The 13,593-nt window shown below is 61.3% G+C and carries 15 protein-coding genes and 1 pseudogene; 11 read left to right on the top strand and 5 right to left on the bottom strand.

Translation table 11 applies throughout. The features are described from left to right. The 6 genes from BMW90_RS25330 to BMW90_RS27320 all read left to right on the top strand — a co-directional run. A partial coding sequence (locus BMW90_RS25330; protein ID WP_139211554.1) for an adenosylhomocysteinase occupies nucleotides 1-324 on the top strand: 324 nt, incomplete at its 5' end. 19 nt (nucleotides 325-343) lie between these two features. Beyond that, nucleotides 344-1,510 (top strand): methionine adenosyltransferase, encoded by a 1,167-nt coding sequence (gene metK / locus BMW90_RS25325; RefSeq protein ID WP_074840475.1) that lies wholly within the window; start codon nucleotides 344-346, stop codon nucleotides 1,508-1,510. 371 nt (nucleotides 1,511-1,881) lie between these two features. After that, on the top strand, nucleotides 1,882-2,142 hold the full coding sequence (locus BMW90_RS25320) for a hypothetical protein (RefSeq protein WP_074840473.1): 261 nt from the start codon (nucleotides 1,882-1,884) through the stop codon (nucleotides 2,140-2,142). A gap of 315 nt (nucleotides 2,143-2,457) precedes the next feature. Beyond that, nucleotides 2,458-4,050, top strand: coding sequence for a M10 family metallopeptidase C-terminal domain-containing protein (locus tag BMW90_RS25315; protein WP_074840471.1), 1,593 nt, complete (start codon nucleotides 2,458-2,460; stop codon nucleotides 4,048-4,050). A 166-nt stretch (nucleotides 4,051-4,216) separates the two neighbouring features. Then, nucleotides 4,217-4,435, top strand: a complete 219-nt coding sequence (locus BMW90_RS25310; protein WP_074840469.1) for a DUF1127 domain-containing protein — start codon at nucleotides 4,217-4,219, stop codon at nucleotides 4,433-4,435. Between the two features lie 83 nt (nucleotides 4,436-4,518). After that, a complete protein-coding gene (locus BMW90_RS27320) occupies nucleotides 4,519-4,710 on the top strand; it encodes a hypothetical protein (protein WP_074840467.1) in 192 nt (63 codons plus the stop codon). Between the two features lie 53 nt (nucleotides 4,711-4,763). Here BMW90_RS27320 and BMW90_RS25300 read toward each other — a convergent pair whose 3' ends face one another. The 5 genes from BMW90_RS25300 to BMW90_RS25280 form a co-directional block, all read right to left on the bottom strand. Next, nucleotides 4,764-5,027, bottom strand: coding sequence for a hypothetical protein (locus BMW90_RS25300; RefSeq protein WP_074840465.1), 264 nt, complete (start codon nucleotides 5,025-5,027; stop codon nucleotides 4,764-4,766). Then, nucleotides 5,011-5,688: a ParA family protein gene (locus tag BMW90_RS25295; RefSeq protein WP_074840461.1), complete on the bottom strand. Its 678-nt coding sequence runs from the start codon at nucleotides 5,686-5,688 to the stop codon at nucleotides 5,011-5,013. Before BMW90_RS25295 ends, BMW90_RS25300 begins: the two co-directional genes overlap by 17 nt. Before the next feature lie 363 nt (nucleotides 5,689-6,051). Further along, nucleotides 6,052-6,360, bottom strand: coding sequence for a type II toxin-antitoxin system RelE/ParE family toxin (locus BMW90_RS25290; protein WP_074840459.1), 309 nt, complete (start codon nucleotides 6,358-6,360; stop codon nucleotides 6,052-6,054). Then, nucleotides 6,357-6,713, bottom strand: a complete 357-nt coding sequence (locus BMW90_RS25285) for a CopG family ribbon-helix-helix protein (RefSeq protein WP_244526626.1) — start codon at nucleotides 6,711-6,713, stop codon at nucleotides 6,357-6,359. Before BMW90_RS25285 ends, BMW90_RS25290 begins: the two co-directional genes overlap by 4 nt. 298 nt (nucleotides 6,714-7,011) lie before the next feature. Next, complete coding sequence (locus BMW90_RS25280) at nucleotides 7,012-8,046, bottom strand: replication initiator protein A (protein ID WP_244526623.1); 1,035 nt, start codon at nucleotides 8,044-8,046, stop codon at nucleotides 7,012-7,014. Nucleotides 8,047-8,537: 491 nt separating this feature from the next. Between BMW90_RS25280 and BMW90_RS25275 the strand changes: the two are divergent. The 5 genes and pseudogenes from BMW90_RS25275 to BMW90_RS25255 all read left to right on the top strand — a co-directional run. Then, nucleotides 8,538-8,877 (top strand): annotated as a pseudogene (locus tag BMW90_RS25275) (transposase); the annotation flags it as partial. A 400-nt stretch (nucleotides 8,878-9,277) separates the two neighbouring features. Beyond that, nucleotides 9,278-9,658, top strand: coding sequence for an IS66-like element accessory protein TnpA (gene tnpA, locus BMW90_RS25270; protein ID WP_074840452.1), 381 nt, complete (start codon nucleotides 9,278-9,280; stop codon nucleotides 9,656-9,658). After that, the gene (gene tnpB / locus BMW90_RS25265; protein ID WP_074840450.1) at nucleotides 9,655-10,023 is read left to right on the top strand and encodes an IS66 family insertion sequence element accessory protein TnpB; all 369 of its coding nucleotides are present in this window, start codon (nucleotides 9,655-9,657) and stop codon (nucleotides 10,021-10,023) included. Before tnpA ends, tnpB begins: the two co-directional genes overlap by 4 nt. 41 nt (nucleotides 10,024-10,064) lie before the next feature. Beyond that, entirely contained in the window at nucleotides 10,065-11,579 is a 1,515-nt protein-coding gene (gene tnpC / locus BMW90_RS25260; protein WP_074840477.1) for an IS66 family transposase, read from the top strand. Nucleotides 11,580-11,700: 121 nt separating this feature from the next. Then, nucleotides 11,701-13,449, top strand: coding sequence for a DUF927 domain-containing protein (locus BMW90_RS25255; RefSeq protein WP_074840448.1), 1,749 nt, complete (start codon nucleotides 11,701-11,703; stop codon nucleotides 13,447-13,449). Nucleotides 13,450-13,593: the final 144 nt, after the last annotated feature.

Here is a 13,593-nt window from a genome sequence, read left to right as displayed (position 1 = left end):
GACATGATCGAGATGCCCTCGGGCAACAAGATCATCCTGCTCTCCGAGGGTCGTCTGCTGAACCTCGGCAATGCCACCGGTCACCCGTCCTTCGTGATGTCGGCCAGCTTCACCAACCAGGTGCTGGCGCAGATCGAGCTCTGGACCAAGGGCGAGCAATACGACAACCAGGTCTACATCCTGCCCAAGCATCTGGACGAGAAGGTGGCCAAGCTGCACCTCGCCAAGATCGGCGCCAAGCTGACCGAGCTGGCACCGGAGCAGGCGGCCTATATCGGCGTGACGCCGGAAGGCCCGTTCAAGCCGGAACATTACCGCTACTAAATTACGGACAAAATAAACTATGACACGTCAGAATTACGTCTTCACCTCCGAGTCCGTCTCGGAAGGGCACCCCGACAAGGTCTGTGACCGGATCTCCGATGCGGTGCTCGACGCGCTGCTCGCCGAGGATCCGATGGCCCGCGTCGCCTGCGAAACCTTTGCCACCTCCGGTCTCGTGGTCATCGGCGGCGAGGTCGGTCTGACCGATCAGGAGTTGCTCAAGAACTACATGGGCCGGATCGGCCAGATCGCCCGCGACTGCATCCGCGAGATCGGCTACGAGCAGGAAAAGTTTCACTGGAACACCTGCCACGTGCTGAACTTCCTGCATGAGCAGTCGGCGCATATCGCCCAGGGCGTCGACAAGGATGGCGCCGGCGACCAGGGCATCATGTTCGGCTATGCCACAAACGAGACGCCGGAGTTGATGCCGGCACCGATCCAGTATGCCCATGCGATCCTGCGCCGCCTGACCGAGGCACGCAAATCCGGCGATGAGCCGACCCTGCGGCCGGACGCGAAATCGCAGATCTCGGTGCGCTACGAGGATGGCAAGCCGGTGGGCGTGACCTCGATCGTGCTCTCGACCCAGCACGAGAGCGAGTTCCAGAAATCCGCCGATATCCGCGCCATCGTCGAGCCCTACATCCGCGAGGTTCTGCCCGCCGACTGGATCACCGAAGAGACCGAATGGTGGGTCAACCCGACCGGCACCTTCGTGATCGGCGGCCCGGATGGGGACGCCGGTCTCACCGGTCGCAAGATCATCGTCGACACCTACGGCGGCGCGGCCCCGCACGGTGGCGGCGCGTTTTCCGGCAAGGACCCGACCAAAGTCGACCGCTCGGCGGCCTATGCGGCGCGCTACGTCGCCAAGAACGTCGTGGCCGCCGGCCTCGCCGAGAAGTGCCAGGTGCAGCTGTCCTACGCCATCGGCGTGGCCAAGCCGCTGTCGATCTACGTCGACACCTTCGGCACCGAAAAGGCCGACATGGAGGCCATCGAACGCGCGATCCCGAAGGTCATGGACCTGACCCCGCGCGGCATCCGCGAGCACCTGGACCTGGCCAAGCCGATCTATGCCCGCACCGCGGCCTATGGCCACTTCGGCCGGGCGCCTGAGGAAGATGGCGGCTTCAGCTGGGAAAAGACCGACCTTGTCGAGGCGCTGAAGAAAGAAGTCTGAGGGTGGAATTTTCAGATCTGCTCTGCTCCCCAACGCTGGACCGCCGGAAGCTGGATTTTTCCGACTGTTGCTCTGTTTTACGATGACGGGCCAAAGGTGCGGATCGAGGTCCAGGCTGGCGCCTACCTCGGCGAGGACGACATCATTCGTTACGAGGATGTCTATGCGCGCGGACAGGGCGCGAAGGGGCACTACCTGAGCCAATTGACCAATCGCCCCTCTTAGGGGTCGACCTCACCAGTCCTTGTCAGATGCAAGGCTACGGCGTCGTCGCGACCTGCCCGGTTCCTCGGAACCAGGGGTCGCGGCGGCGCCGATTTTCGTTTTGAAGTGCATGCAACATCACACTTTGAAATAATGGGAATGAGGAAATGGCAGGCAAGGTCATACGGATAGAGCGAATTTCACCTCGGGGCGGCGTGACTGAGGAGCCGGATCTTACTGAGAGAGGCTATTGCCTCGGCAACCCGATGTTTGGCGCCAAGAAACACCACGCCGAGAACGCAGTTTTCGTCAATACCCTCGAAGAAGCCGCAGAGTTGATCTTGAAAGGCTTTTCCCTACGCATGGTCAGCAAAGATAAACGAGCCTCGCTGATTTCGCCAAAGAGCCTTCGCATCATCCGCGAGTGACCGCGCAACGGCATCATCGCAGCCGGACCTGCTCAAGTTAGGTCGCTAGGTTTGTCAGCCGATCAAGGGCGAGCCAGCAAATCCACTTCTGCGCGCCTTCAGTCACTCTGCCGGGAATTTTCCCTGCCCGACCAATGCCATGCCTCACCCGCGCAAAAAATCCTTTCGACAGGCCCCGTCTCAGGCCATCCTCGTCCTATTCACCCGGGCCTTCAGGCCCGCCTGCCGGATGTGATCCCGCTTGCGCGCCCCGAATTTTGACGCACTGGCTCCACCCGGCGTCAACGAACCATTTTAGCCCATTCGGAGGTCACCATGACCGCTACCATTCAAACCACAGATATTATCGGAGCCGGCACCGCCTTCACCTTCGCCGCCAACGGCGACAGCCTCTTCGTACTCGAAGGCGTGACGCTGGCCTCGACGGCCGACGTAACGATCCAAGGCAACAGCAACTCGCTGCATGTCGACGGAACAATCATCTCCGGCGACGACACGAGTATCCGGCTCTTCGGATACAGCTCGGGCAGCACCATCTCGATTGGCGAGACCGGCGTGGTCAGAAGCGGGGCGGACGCCCAAGGCGGGGCGTTCATCGATGCCTCCAACGTCGATCTGGTGAGCTCCGGTCAGTTGCACAACGACGGGCAAATCGTATCTCCGCGTGCGATCGGCGTGATGATGGCGGACGCCTCGAACTATTTGACCAACACCGGGACGATCATCGGGGCGACCGGCGTCTACATGGGATTCGACACCGTCGGCGAATTCGGTTGGGGCGCCGGTTACGATACACTGGTCAACAGCGGCTTCATCAGCGGAACGCTCCAAGTCTACACCGAGGCGACCAACTCCGAACGCCATGGCGTCTATTCCACCGGCGACGGCACCCATATCACGAATGAGGCCGGCGGCGTGATCGCCGGAGTCGGCAATTTAGGCACCGGAATAACCATCGGGTCCGGAACCAGCATCGGAGGTGGCAACGGCTCGGTGGTGATCAATCACGGCACCATCACGGCGGACGAATACTGGGCGATCGACTTCTTTCCGATGCGCGGCGGAGACAGGGCAGAGCTGTTCAACACCGGCATTGTCAGCGGCGAACGCGGCTCATTCCGTGGCAACCAGACTGGCGAACAGGTAACCAACAGCGGCACGATGATCGGCCAGGTCGACATGGACCAGGGTGACGACATCCTGACCAACAGCGGGCTGATCGACGGTGACGTCTTCCTTGGCATCGGGGCCGACACCTACGAGGGGCTGGCCGATGGCGCGGTGACAGGCACGGTCTACGGCATGAACCTGAACGACACCATGCGGGGCAGCGAGGCCAACGACAGTTTCGATGCGGGCTCAGGCAACGACCTGGTGGACGGGCGCGGGGGTGACGATTCCCTGCGCGGCTGGACCGGTAACGATCTCATCTCCGGCAACACGGGCAACGATACGATGACCGGCGATGCCGGCGCGGACACCTTGAACGGCGGCCAAGGCAACGACCTGATCAACGGCGGCGAGGACGCTGATGTCATCCGCGGCGGCCAGGGAGATGACATCATCATCGGCGGCCTCGGGCGCGACATACTCTTCGGAGAGGAGGGCATCGACCGTTTCGTCTTTCTCAGTGTCGCCGAAAGCCCGGTCGGCGGGGCGGTCCGTGATGCCATCCGCGATTTCGAACAGGGCATCGACTATGTCGACCTGACCGGGATTGGCGGTGGCGCGCTGGATTTCCTCGGCTCCGCCAGTTTCTCCACCGCCTCCGGCCCGGCCTTTCGGGTGGTCACGACGGCGGCAGGATCGACCGTGGTCCAGGTTGACGCCGACGGCGATGGCGCGCGCGACATGGAGATCCTGGTACAATTCGTGCCGAACATGACCGCAGACGATTTCCTGTTCTAAGGGCGCCAGGACCGAACCAGCCCACCCATGCTGCATTGCAACAATTGCATGGCGGACCCGCGCTAACTGTGGATTGTTAGCGCAACCATCCGCCCCTATCTGAGTGTCACGGAGGAAATGATCCTCCCCGGGGAATACGCCCCGAAACCTCGAAAGGACGCTCAACATGGCTTATGCACTGTCCAATACCCAATCCGGCTTCAACCTGTCGGCCACGCTTCACAACGCGGTCGAGGCCTGGAAGGCCGCCAGCGCCAAACGCGCCGCCTTCAACCGGACTTTCAACGAGCTGAACGCGCTCGACGACCGCGACCTGGCCGATATCGGCCTCGCCCGCCGCGACATCCGCGCCCTGGCACAGGACTTCGCCAACAAGGCGGTCTGACCCTCTCAGAATTCCCGAGGGTGCCCAAGCGCGCACTCCGATCACGCGGGCCGTCCCAACGGCCCGCGTTTTGCTTTCTTTGGATGGCTTTTGCAGCGGAGGGCGGAGGGTTTCTTTTCCAAGCCCCTGCCCTTGATGGTATGAGCGAAGAGGAAGCGTTCAGTGCACTGGCAGACTATCTGCAGCCGCGTATCGAGCAAGCGCGCCGCGGCGAACTGTCCACGAAGTCGGTTGGCGACATTCGGCGTGAAGCCCGCGAGCAGGCCGGGCAGTAGCTGAAAAGGCTTCGATTCCGCGCCTTTGGAGAAACCGAATTCTCCCCCTGCCCTCACCCATGGCCTTCAGCTTTCTGCTCATACTCGGTCATGAGGATCGCCAGCATGTCGGCATAGGTGCGTCGGTCGTCCTTGCAGAGCTTGCGGAACCGTTCGATGACGTCCAGCGGTGCCTTGATGCTGATCTGGCCATCCCGGACAGGTTCTCGGCTTGGCCAGCGGTCAGCCGGGGGCGCTAAAGGTGCGGGAGCGGGCTCTCGGACCGGCGCTGTTGTCTCGAACTGCTTGAGGCGATCAAGATCAAGCGACCTGGGCATGGTGGACCTCCTCCAGCATGTCGATGGCCTCTGACGCGAAGGCCTGGGCGTTGGCGATGGCCTTGTCGATGCCGTTGACCTCTGACGGGTCAAGCTGACGCAACCCCCCGCCCATGTTGTGCAGCGACGAGAAGGCCGTACGACGGTGCAGTTCGGTCTCGAAAACCCGCGTCGCGCCGCGCAACTGGCTGTTGATGTGCTTCTCCAGCTTGCTCTTGACAGCCGCATTGGTGCGGGCAAACAGAACCGCAGCGGGGATGTCCCGCCGCCGCGCCCTGCCCTCCATCGCGATCTGTGCCAGCGTTTCGATGGCCTCATCAGCGTCCTGCTGCTCGTCGCCCGTAGGCACGATGACCAGGTCCGACTCCGAGACCGCGAAGGACGTGAGCCGGGACGCGGAGCCTTCCAGATCGATAAGAACGAAGGTTGCACGGGCCCGGGCCGCGGAGATCTCGTCCTGGATGCTGCGCTCCCCCTGACTGGTAACAACCTCGATCCCGGGTGGAAGCGGCGCAAGCCTCGACCAGCGTGTCAGTCGCCCTGCAGGATCGGCATCGATCAGAACAATGTCCGTGCCTTGAGCCAGTTCGGTTGCGAGGATGATGGCAGACGTCGTCTTGCCGGCGCCGCCCTTGGACGACGCGAATGATATGACGGGCATTTCTATGCCTTTCTGTTTTTCTGCTCGTGCGCATGAGTATCCATGGTTGGCCCTGCCAAGGGAAGCATTTCCATGAGTACCCAAGGGAAGAACTGTATTGCCTGTGGCAGACATGCCAAGGCTACCCTTGGATACCCTGAGGTATCCTTCCCTACTCTAGGATACTTTAGCGTGGCTGGGGGCTTTTGCTGCGCGTGCGCCCATGACACTCGTGCAAAACCCCGCGAATGCTGCGCCGGATGCAAGGAACTCGTCCCGAATGGGCCTCACGGCGTTGAACTGCCCGCCACGCCGGCTCAGTCGAAACACGTTGGCCCATTCTCGGGAATTCCAGACTCGGCCAAGGGCGCTGTCATGGCCGGATCAGTCTGGCCATCTTTCAGCGGTCCAGTCGCGAGAGGTATGGATCACCCGGACAATCGCCACCGCTTCTTCGCCGCCCGCCTGGGTAAACGCATAGGCGAGAATGTAGGGCAGGCCCGTCACCGACTTCTCGTAGATGCCTGCCACCCGACCGGGACGCCCTGTCGACATGTCGCCAAGGCCCAAGGCCGTTCTGTCAATGGCATCGGCCAGGCGCCGCGCCGCTGCGGGGTTGTCACGGGCGATGTAGGCAACTTGGTCTGCAAGATCAGTCTGCGCCTCGATGGACCATCGAACCGGTCGGCTCATGCAGTGCCGCCTGCGGCATCCTCAATCGCCTGGCGCACGGATGCCATGGCATCTTCGTGGCTAACCGTCCGACCGGCTTCCACATCCGCAAGGCCGCGCTCGATGCCTTCGATTATGGCCAGTTCCCGATCCACGTAGGCTTCCACCGCCTCGGCCGCGAGGAAGGATCGGCTGCGGCGTGTTTCATCCGCTAGTTTCCCCAGCTTCGCCTTTAGCAGCGGATCGAGCCGGATGGTCATTGTGGTGCTGGTGGGCATGGCCTGTTCTTTTTCAGCATGTGTACATCTGAACACATAAGCTGTCTCGAGGTTTCTGAAAAGAGCCGGTCGAGCAAATTTCCTGGTGTTGCTCATGGGGCCGCCTTGAGAAACGACACTTCACACACGCCAAGGCCCAAACGACACTTCACACACGGCGGAACGCCATTTCACACACGCATGGTTTTTGGAAAGACATCTGTGGCCAGAGGTTTGGGGGCTACCAAGGTTCGGGGTATCAGGAACCAATATCTCAGATAACGGAAGTGCCTCTTGGACGCGCTCCCTGAAGCTGCACCTCTTGCCGAGGAGGACGTAGAGGTCGAGCTCAGGACCCGCACGCCGGACCCTTGTCGAGAAGGGGAGGGGAGGGGCAGAAATTGCGGCTCGATCTTCAAGGCCTGCCGCGTTTCTCGAACCACTTCGCGCAGAACCCGAGAAAAGCCTTGTCCGGGTCACCCGGCGCGTCGAGAACGCCATCGGCCATCCAGTTTCGCCAAGCTTGTTCCAAGTAATGAACGTCCCAACCTGGCGCAGCGACACGGGCTCGCTCATAAGCACTGGTAGACAGCCGGACGGCATCCATCGTCCCCGAATGACCGCCATCGGCATAGATATCTCGGAACTCGGACTTTGGAGTAACTTCCAGAATGTCGTGTACGAGCCTGAAACGGTAGTCAGGCATGTGAGACTGTGCCTCATCCGCTTTGCAGATCGCCTTGACGAGCCGCTTGAACTCCTTCGGAGTGGAGGTCGAACCCGTCTTGTGCTGCAGCTTGTCAAGGCCGATGCGCCAGACATCCTGTGTTCCGCAATGCTTCCGCGCCAACTCGTAGATACGTCGTTCCAATGGTTTGCGAAGCTGAAAATAGGCCTTGTTCAATGTCAGGACGTTCTTGTTTTCGATGGCCTTTACGAGCCAGTCCCCCATCTCCAGCTCTACGCTCAGCAGGCGTCCCGTCGAGTCCTCCTTGACGATCCGGGCATCGGTGATGAACGAGATCGAGCGCCATTCGCCCAAGCCATGATCGTGGATGTTCGTCTCGATCTGGGTGAATTGCAGGCGGGTAAGGGCGCGGCGCAGGGTGGCATAGGCTTGGCCGGTGGTATGACGATTGGTGGCCTTGAGCAGATCGTGCGCCGAAATCTGCACGCGTCGGCCAATCTTTTGCCCTTCGTTCTGCGCAGCCATGAGCTGGCTCAGGACATAAATCAAGATGTCCCTGTCGAATACATTCGCCCGGCCTTCCTGGGCCGCCGGCGTGATCTTTACCTTCACGTTGCCCTGTTGGTACTCGAACGCAGCCATGTCCTTCTTCACAGACAAGGAAAACAGGGGATGCTCCATCGACGCCCGATCACTCTTCGGCGTCGCGTCGAGAATATCGCATACAAACAGATCAGGTTCGGTGTGCCGTTGCGGCAGCAACGCGGTCCGTTTCCGAGGTCTCGCCATTCTTCGATACTCTACACACCATTCTTCGACAGTCTACCCACCGCCAAGTTCTTCGATACTCTACACACCGTTCTTCGATAGTCTACCCACCATTCTTCGATACTCTACACACCGGCATGCTAAAATAGGTGCTTTTTCATGCGATAATTCAATGGGTTAAAAATCCATCGATTCGCGTAACACCTATTTAACACCTATTTAACACCTAACGCCTGTGGATAACTTGGTGGGGTCGAGGACCGGCGGCCGAAATTCGGGGGATCAGGAACCGGTCTCTAGGATAACGGAAGACCTCTTGGACGCGCTCCCTGAAGTTGCGCCTCTCGCCGAGGAGGATGTAGAAGTCGGGCTCAGAAGCAGCGAGGTCGTGCCTTGTCGAGCAGGGAAGGGGAGGGCCTGCCGGGATAGTGAACTGGCCCCTGTTTCGCCCGGACACTTGGGCATAACCATGGAGGCTTAGGCATATACCTAAGCACGTGCTTATCTGACTATGCGATCATCACCGATGGCGGCCATCGGCGCCGCTGGCCTGCTGCCGAAAAGATGCGGATCGTCGAGGAGACCCTGGAGGACGGCGCCAGCATCTCGGTCGTCGCTCGCCGGAATGGCGTTGCTTCGAACCTTCTGTATCGTTGGCGGCGCCTGATGCTGGATGGGGGCGCCGTAGCCGTGTCCGAGGATGACAACGTGACCAGCAATCGCGCGGTTCGCCAGATGGAGGATCGTATTCGCGAGTTGGAGCGGCAGCTCGGCCGCAAGACGCTCGAGGTCGAGATCCTCAAGGAGGCTCTGGACAAAACACGCGTCACCACCTTTCCTTCATGGTTCAGCTCAGGCCGTTCGGTATATCTGCGGGCCAGCAGAAGGTTGTGCGCCTGACTCTTTAGGCCACCACCTCCACCTTGCATCGAGCACGGGGGAACCCGCTGAACTATTTCTAAAGCCGAACCCCAAAACGCACGGTTCGGGGGATCAGGAACCGGCTGTCCGAAACACCGGGGATTCGAAGAGCATTCGGTCGTTGGCGTGATCACGTGTTCGTGATTGTGCGATTTTTTCGCGCGCCTCAACGCAGAGCGGTGAGCCGATTGCTATAACAGAAATCAGACACCCCAAGCAGTATGCGTCCGGTCTGACTGCTCTGATGTAGGGAATCCGCGGCTGATAGTGTCCATTCTCGATGATGGACATTCTGAGGCACTCTATGGCGAGCAAGAAAGGGCAGAAGAAGCGGTTCTGGTCGGATGAAGAGAAGAGATCGATCTGCGCGCAGACGCGGGCGCCCGGGGTTTCGGTCGCACAGGTGGCGCGGCGGTACGCGATGAACGCCAACTTGATCTTCACCTGGTTGCGCGATCCGAGGTTTGCGCCTGCCGCGCTGGACGAGGCGGAGACCGACACCGTGTTCCTTCCGGTCGAGATCGATGGCGCCTCGATCGATCACAAGCCGGAGGTGGTCGCTTCCCCGGGTTCTGCCATGGCGCAGCGGATCGACATCACGCTGTCGGATGGTCGGCGGATCATGGTCGAAGGGCCAACCGCGCTGTCCGCGATCGTTAGCTTGGTGCAGGGGCTGATGGCATGATCCCGGTGCCGAGCAACACGCGGATTTGGCTGGCTGCGGGCGTGACCGACATGCGGCGCGGGTTCAACACGCTGGCGGCACAGGCCGAAAAGGTTCTGGAAGAAGACCCGTACTCGGGGCATCTGTTCGTTTTCCGGGGACGTCGGGGCGATCTTTTGAAGGTAATCTGGTGGGACGCGCAGGGAGCCTGCCTGTTCTCGAAACGCCTGGAGCGCGGGCGCTTCGTTTGGCCGGCTGCCCAGGACGGCAAGATATCTCTCAGCCCCTCGCAGATGTCGATGCTTCTGGAAGGGATTGACTGGCGCATCCAGCACAAGACCTGGCGCCCGCTCACGACAGGAAATTTGCAAGCGAATACAGCGTAGTAGTCTTCACTTCCCTGTCGCCGGATGGTATGAATCCGGCAATGCTGAAGTCGTTCAAAGCCCTGCCTGCTGATCCCGAGGAACTGCGCCATGCGGCGCAGGGGCTGCTCGATCTGGCGAAGTCGCAAGCGCTGAAGATCGAGAAACTCGAGCATCAGCTTGCAGGTCATCGCAAGGCGCGGTTCGGCTCGAAATCCGAAACGGCGGATCAGCTGGCGCTCGATCTGCACGAGGATCGCGAGATCGGACAGTCCGCGCACGCCCAGCAGGACGACACCGGTCCGACCGACGAAAAGCCGGAAAGGCGCAAACACAGCCGCGCCCCTCTGCCCGAGCATCTGGAGCGCCAGTCCGAGGTTCTGTCCCCGGGCAAGACCTGCACCGATTGCGGCGGGTCGTTGCGCCCGCTGGGCGAAGACGTGACCCAGGAACTGGAATACATTCCCGGCCGCTTCGTCGTCCGCGAAATCGTCCGCCCGCGCATGGCGTGTTCATGTTGCGATGCCTTTGCACAGGTGCCTCTCCCGAGCCGCCCCATCACGCGTGGTCGCGCCGGTCCGGGCCTGCTCGCGCACGTTCTGGTCGGCAAGTACTGCGACCACGTTCCGCTCTATCGACAGTCCGAAATCTATGCCCGAGAGAAGGTGGATCTGCACCGTTCCACCCTGTGCGACTGGGTCGGTCGCGCGACGGCTCTGCTCGCGCCGCTGGCCGAGCATATCGGCAAGGTCGTGCGTGCCGGGCCCGCGCTCTTCGCCGATGACACCCCGGTGAAGTTGCAGACCGGCAAGAAAACGGGCACCGCCCAGACCGCGCGGATGTGGAGCTATGTCCGGGATGAACGGCCATGGTGCGGCCAGGCCCCGCCCTGCGCCTGGTATCAGTTCAGTGTAGACCGCAAGGGCAAACATCCTGCTGCGCATCTCAAGAGCTACAAGGGCATCGTGCACGCCGACGGGTTTACCGGCTTCAACGGGCTGTTCGGTGAAGGACTGGCGACCGAGCAGGCCTGCATGGTCCACGTTCGCCGCAAGTTCGTGGATGTCTTCGAGCGCACCGGGTCCACCATCGCCAAGGAGACCATCGAACGCATCGCCAGGCTCTATGCCGTCGAAAAGGAAGCGCGCTACAGGCCGCCCGCGGAACGCGTCGCGCTGCGACAGGCCAAGGCCAAACCGATCTTCGACGACCTGGAAGACTGGCTGAAGAGCCAACTGCCGAAAATCTCGGGGAAAACCAAACTGGCCGAGGCCATTCGTTACGCCCTCGGCCGCATGCCGAAGGCGCGGGCCTATCTCGAAGACGGCCAGCTCGAACTGGACAACAACATCTGTGAGCGATCAATCAGGCCGCTGACTCTCGGAAGGAAGAATTATCTCTTCATGGGCTCGGAAGGTGGCGGCAAGGCCGCCGCGGTCGCCTACACCCTGATCGAGACCGCCCGCATGAACCGTATCGATCCCGAGGCCTGGCTGACCTGCGTGCTGACCCACATCGCCGATCACAAGATCAACCGCATCGACGAACTCGCACCCTGGCACTGGCACCAACGCTAAAAGTCAACGCCCGGTCACACCGGACGCATACCCCAAGCATGTCATCTGACTAGCTTTTTCCCATCCTGCCGGTGCGCCCTATGGCGTGCCGTCCATATGCTATTGCCAAGGAGTACCGCTCATGCACCAACCGACATTTGCCATGCAAGCGACCGAAGCGCGTGGCGCCGCAACCGACCCCGCGAACGGTCCGTTCAAGCCTGAGCGCGGCTTGCCTGAGGACTTCTTCCAGAAGGAAGACGGTATCTACATGACCGTGAAGGACCCGACCGACAAGGGCGCGCCGCTAAGGGTCTGCTCGCCCTTGCAGGTGAAGGGGTGGTGCCGCGATAGTCAGGGCACAGGATGGGGCATGGTGGTCACGGTCAAGGACCCGGATGGCCGCTGGCATGAGGCGATCCTCGACGCCAGCCAGGTGCAAAGGCGCGCCCCGGCTGCGCTTGAGCCGCTGTTCGACCTTGGGCTGCAACTGGGCGAGATCGAGAAGGCCGACAAGACCGTTCTGAGGATACTTGCAAGCTGGTGCACTGTGTCACGATACGAGCGCACGGATCGCCTCGGCTGGATAGGCGCGGATTTCGATGCCTTCGTCCTTGGTAGCGGTGACGTCATAGGAGAAAGTCAGGCCATCTCTGATGGCGTCTCCAAGGCCGTCGCGGAAGCCATGCACACCCGTGGCACCCTGGAGGAATGGAAGCGGGATGTTGCCGAATGCTGCGCGGGGAACCCCCTGATGGTTCTGGCGCTGTCCACAGCCTTCAGCGGGCCCTTGCTGTCGATCATGGGCGCGGAGGGGGGCGGCTTTCACTTTCGCGGTCCATCATCCTGCGGCAAGTCTACTTTGCTGCGTGCCGCTGTCAGTGTCTGGGGTGCGCCCGATTTCAAGCAAAGCTGGCGCGGCACCGACAATGGCATCGAAGCGATCGCGGCTGCCTGCAACAACACATTGCTGGCGCTGGACGAACTCCATGAAGTCGATGCGCGGATCGCCGGCGAGATCGTCTACATGCTCGCCAACGGCCGCGGCAAGGCGAGGATGGGGCGCTCAGCCTCTGCAGACAGGCGGCTGCGGTGGACAGTGCCCGTGCTGTCCAGTGGTGAACTGTCGCTCGAGGATCATATGGGCAGCGCGAACCGCAATGTGACGGCCGGACAGGAGGTGCGACTGATCGATCTGGACGGCGGCAGCAGGCGCTTCGGAGCCTTCGATTGCCTGCATGGCGCAGCCAGCGGCCGGGACTTCGCGGATAGCCTGCAAGAGGCCGCTGCGGCGTCTTATGGCTTGGCAGGACCTGCCTTCGTAGAATGGCTGATGGCCCGAAGCGATAAGGTCGAGAAGTGGCATGGGACCATGAAGCAATTATGCCACATCTACACCAAGGACCTTGATCTGGCCTCAGACGGGCAGGCTCACCGGGTCCTCAACAAATTCGCGGTGGCCGGACTGGCCGGCGAAATGGCGACGAGCGCCGGCCTGACAGGCTGGAACAGGAGGGAGGCGTGGGATGCAGCCATGGGGCTCTTCAGGTCTTGGTACGAGGAGCGGGGTGGCAAGACTGCCGCTCAGGTCCGGGAGGCGATCAACCGGACCGCAACGTATCTCGCAGCCAATGCAACGCGGTTCAAGGAGGTCGGTAGCGCTGAAACAGCTGATGCCGGGTGGCGCGATCAGGACTGGTTCTACATCAAGCCGGACCGCTGGCGTGAGATCCATACGGGTTTCGATCCACAGGAGGCTGCCAGACTTCACAAGTCCAAGGACTTGCTACGCTTACGCTTGAGTGACGCATTGCAGTACAAGATGCCGCGGGCAGTGCCCAATAGACCGCGCGTCTACGCCGTCCGTGCCACGGTTTTGAGCGAAAACTGAGCCCGGCTTCTCATCGGCGGTGTCGATCGGTTTGACGGTAGCTTGCATGGCCGCAGGCGGAAGTACGCCATCAAGCGGTTGACACCGCGCCGGTGAGGCAGTCCGGCTCGGTCCGAGCGGTCCGAGCGGTCCGAGCGGTCCGAG

Source organism: Marinovum algicola, assembly GCF_900109145.1.
Taxonomy (GTDB): Bacteria; Pseudomonadota; Alphaproteobacteria; order Rhodobacterales; family Rhodobacteraceae; genus Marinovum; species Marinovum algicola.
This window is presented reverse-complemented; position numbering and strand designations above follow the sequence as displayed.